The sequence below is a fragment of the Halomonas sp. ANAO-440 genome, assembly GCF_019915905.1.
Taxonomy (GTDB): Bacteria; Pseudomonadota; Gammaproteobacteria; order Pseudomonadales; family Halomonadaceae; genus Halomonas; species Halomonas chromatireducens.
Map to the genome: position 1 here is coordinate 249,216 of NZ_JAHXBV010000005.1, position 17,470 is coordinate 266,685.

Below are 17,470 nucleotides of genomic sequence, written 5' to 3' on the forward strand. Positions count from 1 at the left end.
GATACTAGCACCTGAAGCTAGCGCGTCTACCAATTCCGCCACCTGGGCGAACACGAACGACTGAACTGATAAAGAGCAGGGGAGCGAACTCCCTGATAGCCGGCCTTTTACGGCAGGTATCGATGGTGCCCAGAAGAGGACTTGAACCTCCACGTCCTTACGGACACTAGCACCTGAAGCTAGCGCGTCTACCAATTCCGCCATCTGGGCAGGCGACGCGTATCTTACCCAATTTCGGGCTCATTGCAAGGCCGGGAAGAGGGCGGCAGGATAATTTTGTCATGCCAAGGGGGCATGTAACCGGCGATGGTTGGGTAGTTTCCCCGCCGGCGCTATACTGCGCCCATGACAATAGAGCCTAATAGCAAGAACCTACGCCCGCGGCGCACTGCCTGCGCCCTCCCGAGAACGCTGTCCCCGACGTTGCCAAGGATGCCCTACGCATGACCCACTGGACGCTCAGCGACGACCCGCACGCCAGCCGCGAGGCCCATAAGTACGACAAGCCCGCCCCCAGCCGCGAATACCTGCTGTCTAGAATGGAAGAGCACGGCAAGCCGGTTTCCCATGAGAACATGAGCCGTATGCTGGGCCTCGACGACGAGGAGCTCCAGGAGGCGGTGCGCCGTCGGCTTGCGGCCATGGAGCGTGACGGCCAGGTGCTGCGCAACCGCGCCGGTGCCTACGCGTTGATCGACAAGCTGGACCTGATCAAGGGCAAGGTGCTTGGCCATCGCGATGGATTCGGCTTCCTGCTTCGTGACGATGGCAAGAAGCCTGACCTGGTCCTGCCGCCACGCCAGATGCGCCGTGTCTTCCATGGCGATGCCGTGCTGGCCAGGGTCAGCGGTCGCGACCGGCGAGGACGCGACGAGGCGACGATAGCCGAGGTGCTGTCCCGTAATACGCAGACCATCGTCGGCGTCTACCGCGCCAATACTTCTGAGTTCGGCGTGCTGATTCCGGAGAATCCGCGCATTACCCAGGAAGTGATCATTCCCCACAGTGCCTGTGGCGGCGCCAAGGATGGTCAGGTGATTTCGGCGAAGATCGTCCAGCAGCCGGAGACCCGGGTGCAGCCGGTCGGTGAGGTGGTCGAGGTGCTCGGCGAGCGCATGGATCCGGGGATGGAGATCGATATCGCCATCCGTAGCTACGAGATCCCCTCGGAGTTCCCGCCGGATGTACAGGATGAGATCGCCGGAATGTCGGCCGAGGTGGTGGATGCCGACAAGCAGCATCGCATCGAACTGCGCGATGTTCCCTTCGTCACCATCGACGATGAGTCGGCCAAGGATTTCGACGATGCCGTCTGTGCCTGGAAGACGAAGTCGGGTAGTTGGAAGCTGCTGGTGGCCATTGCCGACGTCTCTCACTATGTGAGACCCGGCAGCGCCCTCGACGAGGAGGCGATCACCCGCGGCAATTCGGTCTATTTCCCCGGCCAGGTCGTGCCCATGCTGCCGGAGCTGCTCTCCAACGGGCTCTGCTCGCTGAACCCCAGCGTCGACCGACTGGCGCTGGTCTGCGAGATGAATATCTCCCAGTCCGGTGCCATCAGTCGCTATCGCTTCTACGAGGCGGTATTCCAGTCGCATGCGCGGCTGACCTATAACAAGGTCGCCGCCATCCTCGACGAGGAGAGCGCGGAGGGGGATGCGCTGCGCGAGGAGTATCGCGCCCTGGTGCCTTCGCTGCAGAACCTGCATTCGCTCTATCGGCTGCTGCGCGAGGCCCGCGTGGCCCGTGGCGCCATCGATTTCGAGACCACCGAGACGGCGATTCTCTTCAACGAGGAGCGCAAGATCGAGAAGATCGTGCCGCGCTCGCGCAACGATGCCCACAAGATCATCGAGGAGTGCATGCTGGCGGCCAACGTGGCCACCGCCCGCTTCCTCGACAAGCACGATCTGCCGGCGTTGTATCGTATCCACGAGAAGCCCTCGCCGGAGCGCCTGGACAAGCTGCGCCTGTTCCTCAACGAGCTGGGGCTGTCGCTGGGCGGTGGTGACGACCCGAGCCCGGAGGATTATCGTGACCTGGCCGAGGTGATCAAGGATCGTCCCGATTCCGACGTGATCCAGACCGTGATGCTGCGCTCCATGAGCCGGGCGGTCTATTCGCCGCACAATGAAGGCCACTTTGGCCTGGCCTATCCGGCCTATGCCCACTTCACTTCGCCGATCCGCCGCTATCCCGACCTGCTGGTACACCGGGCCATCCGCTCGGTCATTCGTGGGCCGCGCCAGACCGCCACGGTGCTGCGCGCTGAAGGCGGCAAGGTGGAGCCGCCCAGCAAGTGGTGTCCCTATACCTTCGAGCAGATGCTCGAGCTGGGGGAACACTGCTCCATGACCGAGCGTCGCGCCGATGACGCCACCCGGGACGTCGAGGACTGGCTGAAGTGCGAATTCATGTCCGACAAGCTCGGCGAGGTCTACGAGGGCACCATCGCCTCGGTGACCCAGTTCGGCATCTTCGTACGCCTCGATGAGGTCTATGTGGAAGGGCTGGTGCATGTTACCTCGCTGCCCTCGGACTATTACCACTACGAACCGGAAAAGCACCGCCTCAAGGGCGAGCGTACCGGCATGAGCTACCGTCTGGGCGACGGTGTCACCGTTCAGGTGGCGCGTGTCGACCTTGATGACCGCAAGATCGATTTTGCCCTGGAGGACGAGAAGCCACGCCCCAAGCGACAGCCTCGCAAACGCCGAGGTGCCGGCGAGTCGAGCAACGCCACGCCGCCGGCGGCCGGCAGTGGTAAAGGTGATGCCAAGGTCGGCAAGGATGATGCCAAGGGCGGCAAGGGCAAGGGCGGCAAGCGTCGTCGCGGCCCGCGCAAGCCCAAGGCACGCAGCTGATGGGAGCCGGACGCAGGGAGCGCCCCGATACCCGGGAGCGGCAGCGGGGTGGCAAGCGCCGCGCCCAGAGTACGGGCGGAGTGCCGGGTGGCCTCGATGCCGTCTTTGGCGTACATGCCGTGCGCGCGCTGCTCGATCGCGGTGAGACGCCCAGAGAACTCTGGATTCAAGAGGGTGACGCCGAGCAGCGTCTGGCCGAGCTGATCGGAGTGGCTCGTCGCGGTGGTGTTCGTGTACTGGTGCGCTCTCGCGACGACCTCGAACGCCTGGCCTCGGGCGCCTCGCACCAAGGGGTCGTGGCGTTCTGTCCTCCGCTGAGCGCCGAGAGCGAGGCTTCGCTCTGGTTCAAGCTGGAAGCCTGGCCGCTCGATGTGCCGCCGCTACTGTTGGTGCTGGATGGGGTAACCGATGTACACAACTTCGGCGCCTGTCTGCGCAGCGCCGATGCCGCCGGCGCCCATGGCGTGATCGTGCCCAAGGACAAGTCGGCGCCGCTCAATGCCATGGTGCGCAAGGTGGCCAGCGGGGCGGCGGAGAACGTTCCGGTCTACCAGGTCACCAACCTGGCCCGCGCCCTGGCTCGGCTCAAGACGCTTGGCGTCTGGGTGCTGGGCACGGCCGGAGAGGCCGATACGGCGCTGTTCGATGCCGATTTCACCGGCCCGGTCGCGCTGGTCATGGGCGCTGAGGGCAAGGGCATGCGCCGGCTGACCCGTGAGGCCTGCGACACCTTGATCAAGCTGCCCATGGTCGGCAGCGTTTCGAGCCTGAATGTCTCCGTGGCGGCGGGTATCGGCCTGTTCGAAGCCGTGCGCCAGCGGCGTGGCGTCCAGCACTGAGCGCATACCGCGAGCACTGTCCTTGCAAGTGGCGCTCCAGCTCTCTAGAATGCATGCGCCCGTTCCTGTGTGAGCGGGCGCTTCCATTTGACTATCACTCCTTGCTTCCCCTGATGGCCCGAGCGGCCTCACGCGGAAGCTGACAACCCGCAAGGAGACCCCATGCGTCATTACGAAATCGTATTTATGGTCCATCCGGACCAGAGCGAGCAAGTACCGTCCATGGTCGAGCGTTACTCCAGCATCGTCACCGAAAGTGGTGGCACCGTGCATCGTCTGGAGGACTGGGGCCGTCGTCACCTGGCCTACCCGATCAACAAGATTCACAAGGCTCACTACGTGCTGATGAACGTCGAGTGCAGCGGCGAGACTCTCGATGAGATCGAGAACATCTTCCGTTTCAACGACGCCATCATTCGCAGCCTGGTGGTGCGCTGCAAGGAAGCCATCACTGAAGCTTCGCCAATGATGAAGCCGGCAGACGAAAAGCGTGTGCGTCGTGACGACAGGTCACGTGACACCGAAGAAACTGCCGAAGCCAACTGATCCGCACCGCCTGAAGGAGTCTTTCCATGGCACGTTTTTTCCGCCGTCGCAAGTTTTGCCGTTTCACCGCCGAAGGTGTGAAGCAGATCGATTACAAGGATCTGGACACGCTCAAGGCCTATGTCACCGAGACCGGCAAGATCGTTCCCAGCCGGATCACGGGAACCAAGGCCCGCTATCAGCGCCAGTTGGCGACTGCCATCAAGCGCTCGCGCTTCCTGGCACTGCTGCCCTACACCGATAGCCACCAGTAAGCCACGTAACCGATGTTACCCATTGCCCGCTGGTTGATGCGCGGCACGCCCTATGCCGCTGGCGGGGCTGCCTTGGCCGCCATCATTCCCTGGCTGTTCTGGTTCAGTGCTGCCATCGTGGCGCTGGCGACCCTGCGGCGGGGGCTCGCTCCGGCGCTGCCCGTGCTCGTGGCGGCTGCCGTCCCTGCCGGGTGGTGGTGGACTCAGGGTGATGCCATACCGCTTGCCAGCGTATTGCTGGTTACGCTGATGGCGGTGGTGCTGCGAGAGCGCATGCGATGGGGCGAGGCGCTGATCGTCGGAACCCTTGCCGGGGCGATGATGATCCAGTTGGGAATCTTCGTTCCACCGGGTGGCACCGAGCAACTGCTTGAGCAGCTACGGCAGGGTTCTGCCGAGATCGACCGTATGCTCACCGAGCTGGCCCGCCATGGGTACGACACCCAGCAGCTGGCTACCTTGCTGATCGGTGGTATCACCGGTCTGGTGGTGCTGGTGGCCGCTATCGGCTGTTTGGCACTGGCGCGGGCCTGGCAGGCAGGACTCTACAACCCCGGTGGTTTCCGGGAGGAGTTCCACGCCCTGCGGCTCACGCTGCGAGAGCTGGTCGTGCTGGTCGTGCTGGGCGTGGTGGGCATGGTGCTGGGCATTCCATCACTGAGCATGCTGGCCTGGGTGCCACTGCTTGTGGCCGGTATTGCGCTGGTACATGGTTTCATCGGTATTAAAGGCATGAACGGGCTGTGGTTGATCGCTTTCTATCTGCTGCTGATCACCACCTGGCCCATGATTCTGATCGTGCTGCTGGCGGCCTTTATCGATGTGTTCGCGGATTTCCGCGGCCGTCTGGCCCCACGTAGCGACTGACAAGAGGTTGACGAGATGGAAGTCATTCTGCTCGATAATATTGGCAAGCTGGGTGGCCTGGGCGACAAGGTCGCCGTCAAGCCTGGCTATGGCCGCAACTACCTGGTTCCCTATGGACTGGCCGTGCCGGCTACCAAGGACAATGTGGAAGCCTTCAATGCGCAGCGCGCCGAGCTCGAGGCCCAGGCCGCCGAGCGCAAGGCCGAAGCCGAAGCCCGTGCCGCCCAGCTCAACGAGATCGAGCTGTCGCTGGTGTCCAAGGCCGGTGACGAGGGCAAGCTGTTCGGTTCCATCGGGCCGCGTGACCTGGCTGAAGCGCTGGGTCAGGCTGGCATCGACGTCGCCAAGAGCGAAGTTCGCATGCCGCAGGGTCCGATCCGCCAGACCGGCGAGTACGACATCGAGCTGCACCTGCACGCCGAGGTCGATGCGACCGTGCGTGTCGTGGTGGTAGCCGAGTAAGGCCCACCTCGTCACGTCGTACGCCAAGGGGCGCGGGGAAAATATCCCCGCGCCCCTTGTTTTTGGTGACATCGAAGGGGCGCCCTTTTCGACTTTGGTAGCAAGTTGGCTTTTTTTCTTTGCGTCGGACGGCTTAAACGATTAAGTTTTTCGCGACATATCCGACGTCATGCGACACGTCGGGCCTGTATGGCGAGGTTGGTCGGTGTTTTTTTGCCCAAAGACTTAAACGATTAAGATGCTTGGGGATGGCCTTGCCTGCTTTCTTGTAAAACAACCATAAAAGGACTCATTGCATGAAGACTGCCATGCTCAGAACGCCTCTCGCTGCCGCCGTGGCTGTGGCCAGTATCGCTATCAGTGGCCTTGCCAGCGCCGATAGCCTGGAGCAGCGCCTGCTCGATCTGGAGAATCGTATCGCAGCGGCGGAGCAGCGTGCCTCAGCCGCCGAGCAGCGAGCCGAGCTTGCCGAAGCCCAGGCCGAGGGTCGGCTCTCCACGGCAGAGGTCGAGGAGCGGCTCGCCAAGGTAGAGCGGCAGGCCAGCGGCGAGGAGGGTTTTTCTTTCAACGTCTACGCCCGCTCGGGTCTGCTGCTGGGCGAGGATCGCAAGAGCATCGAGGGTGGCCCCTACGTGACCCCGGCCGGCGGGTTGGGCGGCGCCGTAGGGCGACTAGGCAACGAGCCGGATACCTACGCCGAGGCCATTCTCAATTACCGCATGCAGTTCGACAACGGTGCCCGGGCGCACTACCGCACCATGCTGGCCAGCGGTACAACCACCAGCAATGACTGGGACGGCGATTCCAACCTCAACGTGCGCCAGGTCTACGCCGAGTTCAGCGACCTGCCGAGCTTCACCGGGGCCTTCGAAAACGCCTCGATCTGGGCCGGCAAGCGCTTCGACCGCGACAACTTCGATATCCACTGGCTCGACAGCGACTTCGTGTTTCTGGCCGGTACCGGTGCCGGTATCTACGACATGCAGCTGGCCGACAACTGGCGCTCCAACTTCTCGCTCTATGGGCGCAGCTTCAGCGACTACCCGGTGCGTCCCGAGTTCCCGGGGAACGATGGCAGTACGGACAGCCTGATCCTGACCGCGAACAACTACTTCGGCAACTGGCAGTGGATGGTCAATGCCCTGTCGGCGGCCGATAACGACGAGCGGGATATCGGCCAAGGCCAGACCGCCGCCGACAGCGGTTTCCATACCATGGTGGCCTACCACGGAGACAGCTTCTTCGGCCTGGGTGATGGCAACTTCAAGGTTGCCTTGCTGCATGGCCAGGGCCTGGGGGCCGAGGTCAAGGGGCTCGGCAGCGACGGTGACCTGACCGATGATGCCCAGGCCACCCGCCTCGGCATCTACGGCACCACCTATGTGGCGCCCAACTGGCGCTTTGCACCGGTGCTGTTCGGCGAGATGAGCAAGGACCGCTACGCCGATGGCGACGACTACAAGTGGCTGACCCTCAATGCGCGCCTGGTCAACGAGATCACCCAGAACTTCGAGATGCAGTACGAGGCCAGCTACCAGTACATGGACCTCGACCCCAATGGTCGCGGTGACCTCAATTCGGTGAGCGGCGACTTCGGCAAGTTCACCATCGCACCGACCTTCAAGCCCCAGGTGGGCGGCTTCTGGCAGCGGCCCGAAATTCGCCTGTTCGCTTCCTACACCGACTGGGATAGTGAGCTCAACGATTACGATACGACGTCCGCCTTCGGCAGTGACGGTTTCACCGGCGGGCAGTGGAGCTTCGGCGTGCAGACCGAAGTGTGGTTCTGAGCAAGGCTCGGCAAAGCCGGGCGATAGGCTAGCGTGCTGTTTCGATCCTTGCCGCGACCGGAAACGGTCGCGGTTTTTGTCGTTTCGAGAGGTAGGGCGGGCCACGCCCATCGGGTAGAATGGCAGGGTCCGTTTCCCTGCAGGTTGCCATGCCATGAATGAAACCCTCGAGTTGGATCAGGAAACCGCTGCCCTGAAGATGCCGCCTCACTCGCTTGAGGCGGAACAGTCGGTGCTGGGCGGACTGATGCTCGATAATCAGGCATGGGATACCGTGGCCGAGCGGCTGGTGGCGGACGATTTCTATCGCTACGAGCATCGCCTGATTTTCAATGCGATGACCGGTCTGGCAGAAGCCAGCCAGCCGCTGGATGTGGTGACGCTCTCCGAGGCGCTGGAAGGGCGTGACCAGCTCGGTACCATCGGTGGTCTCGCCTACCTGGCCGAACTGGCGCGCAATACGCCGTCGGCCAGCAATATTCGTGCCTATGCCGATATCGTTCGCGAGCGAGCCACCTTGCGCAAGCTTATCCGGGCGGCCAGCCAGATCGCCGATGGCGCTTTCAGCCCGCAGGGCCGGCCGGCCGATGAGCTGCTCGACGAGGCCGAACGATTGGTTTTCCAGATCAGCGAAGAACGTCCCAAGTCGGGCGGCCCCATCGGCATGAGCGAGCTGTTGGCCAAGGCGGTGGATCGCATCGACGAGCTGTTCAACATGCAGGGTGAGATGACGGGCCTGTCCACCGGCTTTCGTGATCTCGACGAAATGACAACTGGCTTGCAGCCATCCGACCTGGTGATCATTGCCGGACGCCCCTCCATGGGCAAGACCACCTTCGCCATGAATCTGGTCGAGCATGCGGTGATCGCCAGTGACAAGCCGGTCATGGTCTTCTCCATGGAGATGCCTGCCGAATCGTTGATGCTGCGCATGCTGTCATCGCTGGGTCGCATTGACCAGACACGCGTGCGTACCGGACAGTTGGAGGACGAGGATTGGCCACGGCTGACCTCGGCGGTGAACCTGCTCAAGGACAAGCAGCTGTTCATCGACGACACGGCAGCGCTGTCACCCAACGAGATGCGCTCGCGTATTCGCCGGTTGGTCCGTGAGCACGGCAATATGGCGCTGGTCATGATCGACTACCTTCAGTTGATGCAGATCCCGGGCTTCTCTGAAAACCGGACCGGCGAGATATCGGAAATCTCCCGCTCCCTGAAAGGCCTGGCGAAAGAGTTCGGCTGCCCGGTAGTGGCTTTGTCGCAGCTCAACCGCTCGCTTGAACAGCGCCCCAACAAGCGGCCGGTGATGTCGGATCTGCGTGAATCCGGCGCCATCGAGCAGGATGCGGATGTCATTGCCTTCGTCTACCGCGACGAAGTCTATAATCCGGATAATCCCGATAATCAGGGGCTAGCAGAACTGATCATCGGCAAGCAGCGTAACGGCCCCATCGGTACGGTGCATATGGCCTTTATCGGGCGCTATACCCGCTTCGAGGATCTGGCACCTGACACCTATGGCGAGTCGTTTGGAAGTTGATCCGCTTTCGGGGCCTTGAGCCTGCGAGTGGGCACCGTATAATGCCGACCCCCCGATAGATCACCAGGAGGTAGCATGGCAAGCGGATTCAGACGCGGCAAACAGCAGCGCGCTCCGAAGCTGGAGGCGCGTGGCGAACTGCAATCGCTGGAGCGGGAAGGCCCTTTCAAGGAGTGGCTGGGGATGCCTGACCTCTACCGTTTTCAGCTGGTTGTGGAGGGCGAGGCATACAGCTATCAGACCGAAGATGCCGAACTCTCGGTGGCCGTTGGTGATCGCGTGGTGTTTCGCTACAAGGAGACCAAGGCGGGTAAGTGGGTGGATCGCCGTTCGCTGGCCAAGGCTATCGATCCCTCAGATTATCAGTAGCCCTTCCGCTGTCGGTCTGACGCAAGATTAACTGCCTCTTGGCGATTCTAGCGTAATACCGGCTGCCTGAGTCCCATATCACGGAACCCTTCCGCTGTCCGGTAGTCTCACTTTCAATATGCTACTGTCATGCTAATGCCATCGGGCGCAGTCATGCTGTGCCCGAGCTGCATCTGATATTGCGCCATTCAATGTCCGTTACATGGAGGGAACCATGGACTTCAATGATCTCAAGGCCTTTGCGGCCAATCACGATAACTACGAAATTCGCGTCATTACTCACGCGGGCAGTCACTGCTATCAGGTTGAACTGGAGGATATGGAAGGCGCCCGGCACCTGCTGACAAGGCGCACCAAGCCAGTCGTGTTTCGCTCGTTGGAGGATGTGTATCTGGAACTCCAGCGGGCCGGAATCCATCGTGCCTTCCTGGTACAGCATGTGCCTCATGATGAAGTCGTCGGTCGTGAGGCTCACTATCAGGATCCCTTGACCTCACGCATGCCTCTGGTTTTCTGATTGACCTGGTTGCCAGCCTGGCAACAGCGCTCTTCGCAAGCTGTACAGTTTTTTGATCGAGTACAGCTTTTTACCCCTTCCGGGCGCCTGGCCTGATAAACTGTCCGCTGTCGTGAGTCACCGACCATTATCCGTCATTGACCAGAAGGAGCAGCGTGCATGACCTCAGCGGGAGTGGAACAGGATCAGCCCGGCAAGGGGCGGCTGGCCCATGCGGCAGCGGACCATCCGCCCGTGGCGAAGCGGAAGGTCGGGGTTCTAGTGGCGAACCTGGGCACGCCGGATGCCACCGACTACTGGTCGATGCGTCGCTACCTCAATGAGTTCCTCTCCGACAAGCGGGTGGTGGACTATCCGGACTGGAAGTGGCAGCCACTGCTGCAACTGATTATCCTCTCCAAGCGACCTTTCAGCTCCGGCCGGGCCTATCGCGGTATCTGGAACACCGAGAGGGATGAAAGTCCGTTACTGACCATCACCAGGGAACAGACCCGCAAGGTCGCCGAAGAGCTCGAGGCACTGTATGGCGATCAGGTAGTGGTCGATTTCTGCATGCGCTACGGCAACCCCTCCACCGACAGCGTGCTGCGGCGGATGCAGGCGCAGGGCTGCGATCGTATCCTGTTCTTTCCGCTCTATCCCCAGTACGCCTCGCCGACCACCGCCACGGCCAACGACCAGGCATTTCGTACGCTGATGAAGCTCAAATGGCAGCCGGCGTTTCGTACCGTGCCGGCCTATTTCGATGAGCCGGCTTATGTCGATGCCCTGGCAGCCTCGGTGGAGGAGGGCTACGCTGCCGCCGAAACGCCGCCGGAGGTACTGGTGGCATCCTATCATGGTGTTCCGAAACGCTATCTGATGGAAGGTGACCCCTACCATTGCCAGTGCCAGAAGACGACGCGACTGCTCAAGGAGCGCCTGGGCTGGCCCGACGATGCCATCGTCACCGCATTCCAGTCGAAGTTCGGTCCGGAGGAGTGGGTGGGGCCGGCCACGGTAGAGCATGTGGCCGAACTGGCCCGCCGCGGCCACAAGCATATCGCGGTGGTATCGCCTGCCTTCTCAGCCGACTGCGTCGAGACCCTCGAGGAGATCGAAGAGGAGATCAAGGAGAGCTTCCTTGCCGCCGGTGGCGAACGCTTCACCTATATTCCTTGCCTTAACGACCGCGATGATCATATCGCCGCACTGGTCGCTGTCATACGACGCGAACTGTCTGGATGGTGCTGAGGGCGGCTATCGCCTGTCCCGTCATCGGATAGCGAAACGGGCTGCCTGTTGGCAGCCCGTTTCGTGGAGACTAACGCGGTTGTCTTGGGTAGCAAAGGCTCAGCGACGCATGCGCGTTCGTTTGGCCTTGCGATATTTCCACGGGTGCTTGGCTCGCGCGGGGCGTGCCACTCGGCTCTGGCCAACGTCCTCGTCGCGGAATTCGGGCACCGAGCCGCGGGTGCCGGTGATGAACCGAAGGTGCATATGCAGGCCGGTCTTGGCCAGCATGTGACCGGTCACCGGGGCGGTGATAAAGAGGAACAGGGTGATCAGCAGTTCCTGTACGTGAAGCTCGCGCTGGGTGATGGTGAAGTAGAGCATCGAAGCGATCAGGATGCAGCCGATCCCCAGGGTCGTACCCTTGGTGGGGCCATGCAGGCGCATGAAGAAGTCCTTGAACTGCAGCATGCCCAGCGAGCCGGTAAAGGCGAAGACACCACCGGCAACCAGCAGGAAGGCGATCACGCCTTCGGCGATGACGTAGAAGGTCATGGCATCTTCCTCATTCGATGATATCGCCGCGCAGCAGGTAGCGACAGATAGCCATGGTGCTGACGAAGCCGAGCATGGCGATCAGTATCGCCGCCTCGAAGTAGGTCTTGGTATTGAGCCAAAGCCCCAGCATGACGATCAATGCGATGGAATTCACATAAAGGGTATCCAGCGCCAGCAGGCGATCCGGGATGTCCGGGCCGATGGCCAGCCGGTAGACATTCATTCCCATGGCCAGCACGATCAGTGCCAGGCCTATCATCAGGGCAGTATCTAGCATTCGAAGATCTCCTTGAGCGGCCGCTCATAGCGTTCGCGGATCTCGCGTACCAGCTCCTGCTCCTCATCCATGTCGAGTACATGAATCAGCAGGGACGAGCCATCCAGGCGGATATTGGTGGATACGGTGCCTGGCGTCATGGTGATGGTATTGGCCAGTAGCATGATGACCAGCCGGTCCTTGACCTCGAGCGGGTATTCGACGAAGCCTGGGTGTGGCTCCCGCCGTGGCAGGAGTATCAGCAGGCTGACGTGGACGTTGGCCTTGACGATATCCCACATGACGACGATGACAAACCAGGCCAGCTTGATCGGGTGCTTCACCCGGGGCAGGGGCTCCCAGAAGCCCTTTGTCAGCAATGGAATTCCCACGGCCAGGAAGGTGCCCAGCAGAAGCTGGCCTGGCTGGATGCTGCGTACCATCAGCAGCCATACCACCAGCAAAACCAGTGAGAGGGTGGGGGTGGGCAGGAAGCGTCCCATTGCTCTCATGGCGTTTCTCCGATGTCTTGAATCAGCACGATCTGTTGTGTGGGGTCGTCTCCCAGCAACTGGCGAATCGGCTCCTGGGGATTGGCCAACTGTTCGGCCGTCGCCTGCGTGTAAGCGCTCACTGGCCCGCCGAAGATGACCAGCAGCGGGGCACTGGCCAGTAGCCACAGCACTCCGATCAGCTGGGGCCGGCTGATCTTGCCAGCGGTGACCTCGCCCTTGTAGCTGGCCCAGAAGAAGACCGACCCCGCTCGGGACATGGCGATAAGCGCGCACAGGCCGGCGAGCAGCAGCAGCGGCCAGAGCCAGAGTCGCTCACTGCCTTCCGCGGCCTGCATCAGTAGCAGCTTGCCCAGTGCGCCGGCAAGAGGCGGAAGGCCGGCAACCGCCACGGCCGCCACCAGGAACAGGCCGCCAAGCAGGTGGCGCTGATGCAGGCGACGGGCACGAACCAGGCGCGTACCTGCCTTACCGCGCTGCTGCCCGATCATTTCGGCGATCAGGAACAGGGCACCGCAGATCAGGGTAGTGTGGGGCAGGTAGTAGAGCAGGGCGGTGGTCGCCGCTGTCGTGCCAAGCGCAGCCCCGGCCAGCAGTGTGCCCACCGAGACGAGTACCAGATAGGCGATCAGGGGGCGCATGTCGCGAGCCGCCAGCACGCCGACCGCCGCCAGCACGATGGTGGCCAGGCCCGACCACCACAGCCAGGCGGTGATGCCGCCAGCTGCCGGGCTGTCGACGAAAATCATCGTCTGGACGCGGAGGATTGCGTATAGCCCTACCTTGGTCATGATGGCAAACAGTGCGGCAACCGGGGCTGGCGCCGCCGAGTAGGTGCGCGGCAACCAGAAGTAGAGCGGCAGCAGCGCCGCCTTGAGGCTGAACACAACCACCAGCATCAGGGCACCGGCAGTGACCAGGGCTGCCTGGTCGCCTGACATGGTGGCTACGCGGCGCGCCATGTCAGCCATGTTCAAGGTCCCCGTGGCGCCGTAGAGCACTCCCAGCGCAATGAGGAACAGCGCCGAGCCGGCCACATTGAGAATGACATAGTGAAGGCCGGCACCGACGCGGGCCTTGCCGCCGCCATGCATCAGCAGCGCGTAGGAGGCCAGCAGCAGGATCTCGAAGAAGACGAAGAGGTTGAATAGATCGCCGGTGAGAAAGGCGCCGTTCAGGCCTACCAACTGGAGCTGGAAGAGTCCGTGAAAGTTGCTGCCCTTGGTATCGTCACCGGCGCTGGCGAAGAGAATGCAGCCCAGGGCCAGCACGGCGGTGAGCGTCAACATCAGGGCCGAGAGCCGGTCCAGCATCAGCACGATGCCGAAGGGCGCCTGCCAGTTGCCCAGGCTGTAGAAGGTCAACTCGCCGCTGGCGGCGTGGCTGAGCAGCAGCAAACTGACCGCGACCAGGGCTGCGGTGAGCGATACGCTGATGCGGCGATGGGTGGCAAAGCTCGCCTTGCCCATCAGCAGGAGAGCCAGGGCGCCCACCATCGGCAGCAGAATGGGCAGAATGATGAGGTGCTGATTCATCGGCCGACATCTCCCTCTTCACCCTGCTGGCCATCCACATGGTCACTGCCCAGCTCACTGCGGGCGCGAATGGCCAGGATCACCACGAAGGCAGTCATGGCAAAGCCGATGACAATGGCGGTCAATACCAGGGCCTGGGGCAGGGGATCGGTAGGTGAGATCGACTCGCCGATGACGGCTGCTGCATGGGTGTTGAGTCCACCCATCGAGAACAGGAAGAGGTTGACGGCGTAGCCGAGTAGGGCCAGGCCGACGATGACCGGGAAGGTCCGGCCGCGAAGTAGCAGGTAGAGGCCGCTGGCAGAGAGCACGCCGACTACCAGCGAGAACAGGGCTTCCATCAGCGTTCCTCCAGCGTCGGGCGGTGCATGGTGGTCACTCGGCCCAGATTGATCAGGATCATCAGGGTGGCGCCGACCACCGCCAGATAGACCCCGAGATCGAAGAGCATGGCCGAGGCCAGCTCGATCTCGCCGATCAGCGGAATATGGAAATGGCCGAACGCCGAGGTCAGGAACGGGTAGCCGAATAGCCAGCTGGCAAGGCCTGTGGCCACGGCGATGGCCAGGCCGGATACCGCCACCACCGGATAGGAGATCGGCAGGCGCTGCCGTGTCCAGTCATGTCCGCGGGCCATGTACTGCAGGATCAGGGCCACGGAAGTGATCAGCCCAGCAATGAAGCCGCCGCCGGGCTGGTTGTGGCCGCGCAGGAAGATGTACACCGACACCAGCAGCGCCAGTGGCAGCAGTATCTGCGCCACTACCGCAAGGATCATGGGATGGCGATGCCTCGACCAGCGGATACCCTCCAGGTTGCCCGAGGGCATGAACAGCCGCATGCGGTTGAGCAGCTTGAAGGTGGCAAGGCCGGCCAGGGTCAGCACGGTGATCTCGCCCAGGGTATCGAAGCCCCGGAAATCCACCAGGATGACGTTGACCACATTGGTACCGCCACCGCCAGGCAGGCTCTCGCGCAGGAAGTAGTCGGCGATGGTCAGCGTCTCGCGGGTGAGAAGGGCATAGTTGAGCATTGCCACGACCACGCCCAGGGAGGCGGCCAGGATCAGGTCACGCAGGATCCGTCTTCCCGAGACGAGCAGGGGCGGGCGCTGGGGCAGGAAGAACAGTGCCAGAATCATCAGGATCATCGAGGCAACTTCCACCGACAGCTGGGTCAGCGCCAGGTCCGGGGCGGAGAAGCGCACGAAGGTGAGCGAGACGGCGAGGCCCACCACCGAAAGCATGAGCAGTGAGACCAGCCGCCAGCGATGGCTCAGGGCACTGCCGATGGCGCCAAAGATCATCAGGCTGGCTCCCACGATCATCATGCCATCCAGCGGCTGCAGCCCCAGTTCGCCGGTGAGGGTCTCTAGCCGGGTCAGGCCGATCGCGGTCATGACCAGGGCGCAGAGAATCAGAAGAGCCTGGTAGCGTTGCAGCGAGCCGTTCTCCAGCCTCAGGGTCAGCCAAAGGGTGATCTTGATCGTGCGCTGTACGGCGGCCTCGAAAATGAGCCCGGCATCACGGGAGGGAAAGAGTGCTGCAAGGCTGGCAAAGTAGCGCTGGTGGCGCAGTACCAGGATACCGCCCGCCACTGCAGCAAGACTCATCAGCAGGGGAGCGTTGATGCCATGCCACAGCGCCAGGGTGAACAGCGGTGTGGTCTCGCCCTGGACCGCCAGGCTTGCTGCATTGACCAGCGGGGCGGCCAGCGTCATGGGGAACAGGCCTACCAGCAGGCTCATGGCGGCCAGGAAAAGTCCTGGGGCCAGCATGCCGCGCGACGGGTCGTGGGCCTGTATCGGCGGCTGGGCTTTCTGCTCTCGGGTCAGCTTGGGCTCGGCGAAGAAGAGGCTATAAATCAGTCGTACTGAATAGGCGACCGAGAGCATGGCAGCAACCACCACCAATAGCGGGATAACCACGCTGAGTGCGCCGAGCAGGCTATTTATCAGGCTCTGTTCGAACAGCATCTCCTTGGAGAGGAAGCCGTTGAACGGGGGGAAGCCGGCCATGGCGGAGCCCGCGAGGATCGTCATGGTGCCGGTCAGCGGCATCATCGACCACAATGCGCCCAGGCGATCGATATCCCGGGTGCCGGTTTCATGATCGATGATGCCCACCATCATGAACAGCGCCGCCTTGAAGGTGGCATGATTGAGGATATGGAACACGGCGGCCACGATGGCCAGCGGGCTGCCCAGCCCCAGCAGCAGGGTGATCAGGCCCAGGTGACTGACCGTGGAGAAGGCCAGGATGCCTTTGAGGTCGCGCTCAAGCAGGGCGAACCAGGCGGCATAGAGCATGGTGGCGAGGCCGACCAGAGAGAGTGCAATGGCCCAGAGCGCCGTATCACCCAGCGCCGGGTTTAGTCGCGCCAACAGGAATACGCCGGCCTTGACCATGGTGGCCGAATGCAGGAAGGCCGATACCGGAGTCGGTGCCGCCATGGCATGGGGCAGCCAGAAATGGAACGGGAACTGGGCCGACTTGGTGAAGGCGCCGAAGAGCACCAGCACCAGGATCAGCGGGTAGTGGGCCGAGGCGCGTATCGCATCGCCAGCGGCCAGGACGTCACTTAGGGCAAAGCTGCCAACGACCTGGCCGATCAGCAGGATGCCCGCCAGCAGCGCCAGCCCCCCGGCGCCAGTCACGGTGAGCGCCATCCGCGCACCACGCCGGGCGTCGCTGCGATGGCCCCAGAAGCCGATCAAAAGGAACGACGAGATACTGGTCAGTTCCCAGAACAGCCACAGCAGCAGCAGGTTGTCGGCCATGGCAATACCCAGCATGGCGGTCATGAACAGCATCATGTAGGCGAGAAAGCGACCGTCATCCTCTGCAGCGCTCAGGTAATATCCGGCATAGAGCAGGATCAGGCTGCCGATGCCCAGGATCAGCATGGCAAACAGCAGCGTCAGGCCGTCGATTCGCAGCGCCAGGTCGAGCCCCAGCAGGGGCATCCAGGATATCTGTAGACTTACCACCTCACCGGCGAAGACAGCCGGGGCATGCATCAGCACCAGGCCCAGCGCCAGCAAGGGGGCGATCAGGGTGGCGGCGACGCAGGCCTTGCGCCCATGACGGGAGGTCATTACCGGCACCAGGGTGCCAACAATGGTGAGAAGAGGAATCCACAGCAATGACATTGGTGGTTCATCCATTCTGGCGGTGGATCGGGTGAGACTGCGCCACGTTCGGGAGAGCGGGCGTGGCGTGGAATGCGCCTGCTCACCACGAGGCTCATCGGAGCGATCGAGGATCGCCTGACTGGCGCGTTGGGAGTCACGAATGAAGAAACGGAGGGAAATCGCTATACTACCAAGCCGTTTCGCCGAGCGGTC

At 62.4% G+C, this 17,470-nt stretch carries 17 protein-coding genes and 1 tRNA gene; 11 read left to right on the plus strand and 7 right to left on the minus strand.

Annotation, left to right across the window (positions count from 1 at the left end; all coding sequences use genetic code 11):
* Positions 1 to 123 precede the first annotated feature (123 nt).
* Positions 124 to 210, minus strand: a tRNA-Leu gene (locus tag KZO25_RS06235).
* Between the two features lie 233 nt (positions 211 to 443).
* Here KZO25_RS06235 and rnr point away from each other — a divergent pair.
* The 11 genes from rnr to hemH all read left to right on the plus strand — a co-directional run bounded on the left by rnr (position 444) and on the right by hemH (position 11,284).
* Positions 444 to 2,864, plus strand: coding sequence for a ribonuclease R (rnr, locus tag KZO25_RS06240; RefSeq protein WP_223136298.1), 2,421 nt, complete (start codon positions 444 to 446; stop codon positions 2,862 to 2,864).
* The gene (gene rlmB / locus KZO25_RS06245; protein ID WP_223136299.1) at positions 2,864 to 3,703 is read left to right on the plus strand and encodes a 23S rRNA (guanosine(2251)-2'-O)-methyltransferase RlmB; all 840 of its coding nucleotides are present in this window, start codon (positions 2,864 to 2,866) and stop codon (positions 3,701 to 3,703) included. The genes rnr and rlmB overlap by 1 nt, the downstream gene beginning before the upstream one ends.
* A 162-nt stretch (positions 3,704 to 3,865) precedes the next feature.
* On the plus strand, positions 3,866 to 4,249 hold the full coding sequence (gene rpsF / locus KZO25_RS06250; RefSeq protein ID WP_066448932.1) for a 30S ribosomal protein S6: 384 nt from the start codon (positions 3,866 to 3,868) through the stop codon (positions 4,247 to 4,249).
* 26 nt (positions 4,250 to 4,275) lie between these two features.
* The gene (gene rpsR, locus KZO25_RS06255) at positions 4,276 to 4,503 is read left to right on the plus strand and encodes a 30S ribosomal protein S18 (RefSeq protein ID WP_043512856.1); all 228 of its coding nucleotides are present in this window, start codon (positions 4,276 to 4,278) and stop codon (positions 4,501 to 4,503) included.
* 12 nt (positions 4,504 to 4,515) lie between these two features.
* A complete protein-coding gene (locus KZO25_RS06260; RefSeq protein WP_223136300.1) occupies positions 4,516 to 5,370 on the plus strand; it encodes a hypothetical protein in 855 nt (284 codons plus the stop codon).
* A 15-nt stretch (positions 5,371 to 5,385) separates the two neighbouring features.
* The gene (rplI, locus tag KZO25_RS06265) at positions 5,386 to 5,832 is read left to right on the plus strand and encodes a 50S ribosomal protein L9 (protein WP_066448923.1); all 447 of its coding nucleotides are present in this window, start codon (positions 5,386 to 5,388) and stop codon (positions 5,830 to 5,832) included.
* Between the two features lie 296 nt (positions 5,833 to 6,128).
* Positions 6,129 to 7,622 (plus strand): carbohydrate porin, encoded by a 1,494-nt coding sequence (locus KZO25_RS06270; protein ID WP_223136301.1) that lies wholly within the window; start codon positions 6,129 to 6,131, stop codon positions 7,620 to 7,622.
* Positions 7,623 to 7,776: 154 nt separating this feature from the next.
* Entirely contained in the window at positions 7,777 to 9,165 is a 1,389-nt protein-coding gene (dnaB, locus tag KZO25_RS06275; RefSeq protein ID WP_066448917.1) for a replicative DNA helicase, read from the plus strand.
* A gap of 75 nt (positions 9,166 to 9,240) precedes the next feature.
* The gene (locus tag KZO25_RS06280) at positions 9,241 to 9,534 is read left to right on the plus strand and encodes a hypothetical protein (RefSeq protein ID WP_223136302.1); all 294 of its coding nucleotides are present in this window, start codon (positions 9,241 to 9,243) and stop codon (positions 9,532 to 9,534) included.
* 214 nt (positions 9,535 to 9,748) lie between these two features.
* Positions 9,749 to 10,051 carry a DUF6482 family protein gene (locus tag KZO25_RS06285; protein ID WP_066448911.1) on the plus strand — a complete coding sequence of 101 codons (303 nt, stop codon included), beginning with the start codon at positions 9,749 to 9,751 and terminating at the stop codon, positions 10,049 to 10,051.
* Between the two features lie 159 nt (positions 10,052 to 10,210).
* Complete coding sequence (gene hemH, locus KZO25_RS06290) at positions 10,211 to 11,284, plus strand: ferrochelatase (RefSeq protein ID WP_223136303.1); 1,074 nt, start codon at positions 10,211 to 10,213, stop codon at positions 11,282 to 11,284.
* Positions 11,285 to 11,383: 99 nt separating this feature from the next.
* On the opposite strand, the gene KZO25_RS06295 is transcribed toward hemH, so the two are convergent.
* The 6 genes from KZO25_RS06295 to KZO25_RS06320 are packed head-to-tail and all read right to left on the minus strand — an operon-like array spanning position 11,384 to position 17,275.
* A complete protein-coding gene (locus tag KZO25_RS06295; RefSeq protein WP_066448900.1) occupies positions 11,384 to 11,818 on the minus strand; it encodes a Na+/H+ antiporter subunit G in 435 nt (144 codons plus the stop codon).
* Between the two features lie 10 nt (positions 11,819 to 11,828).
* Positions 11,829 to 12,098 (minus strand): K+/H+ antiporter subunit F, encoded by a 270-nt coding sequence (locus KZO25_RS06300; RefSeq protein WP_066448897.1) that lies wholly within the window; start codon positions 12,096 to 12,098, stop codon positions 11,829 to 11,831.
* On the minus strand, positions 12,092 to 12,589 hold the full coding sequence (locus KZO25_RS06305) for a Na+/H+ antiporter subunit E (protein WP_066448894.1): 498 nt from the start codon (positions 12,587 to 12,589) through the stop codon (positions 12,092 to 12,094). The genes KZO25_RS06300 and KZO25_RS06305 overlap by 7 nt, the downstream gene beginning before the upstream one ends.
* Positions 12,586 to 14,124 (minus strand): monovalent cation/H+ antiporter subunit D, encoded by a 1,539-nt coding sequence (locus KZO25_RS06310; protein ID WP_223136304.1) that lies wholly within the window; start codon positions 14,122 to 14,124, stop codon positions 12,586 to 12,588. Before KZO25_RS06310 ends, KZO25_RS06305 begins: the two co-directional genes overlap by 4 nt.
* The gene (locus KZO25_RS06315) at positions 14,121 to 14,465 is read right to left on the minus strand and encodes a Na+/H+ antiporter subunit C (RefSeq protein WP_066448891.1); all 345 of its coding nucleotides are present in this window, start codon (positions 14,463 to 14,465) and stop codon (positions 14,121 to 14,123) included. Before KZO25_RS06315 ends, KZO25_RS06310 begins: the two co-directional genes overlap by 4 nt.
* The gene (locus KZO25_RS06320; RefSeq protein ID WP_223136305.1) at positions 14,465 to 17,275 is read right to left on the minus strand and encodes a monovalent cation/H+ antiporter subunit A; all 2,811 of its coding nucleotides are present in this window, start codon (positions 17,273 to 17,275) and stop codon (positions 14,465 to 14,467) included. The genes KZO25_RS06315 and KZO25_RS06320 overlap by 1 nt, the downstream gene beginning before the upstream one ends.
* Between the last annotated feature and the right edge of the window lie 195 nt (positions 17,276 to 17,470).